The 275-nt window shown below is 67.3% G+C and carries 1 pseudogene; it reads left to right on the plus strand.

Annotation, left to right across the window (positions count from 1 at the left end):
- Positions 1–275: pseudogene (locus ACVHXK_RS18840) on the plus strand (hypothetical protein); the annotation flags it as partial.

Genomic DNA, 275 nt, shown 5'->3' on the forward strand with positions numbered 1-275 from the left:
CGGCCCAATCCCGGCGTCGGCAAGCCCCTGTATAACGCCCTGCTGGCCATCCGTGACGGGCAGATCGTCGCCGAATACTACAAGCAGCTGCTGCCGACCTACGGCATCTTCGACGAGGGCCGCCATTTCGAGCCGGGCCCGCCCGGCGCCTGCACCCTCGCTATCGCCGGCTGTAAAGTCGGCTTCATGATTTGCGAGGATGGCTGGAACGACGATGGCCGCGCCTACGCCGTCAACCCTTTCGAGGCCCTGCACGCGGCGCGGCCCGACCTGGT

The organism is Clostridium sp. DL1XJH146, assembly GCF_054819755.1.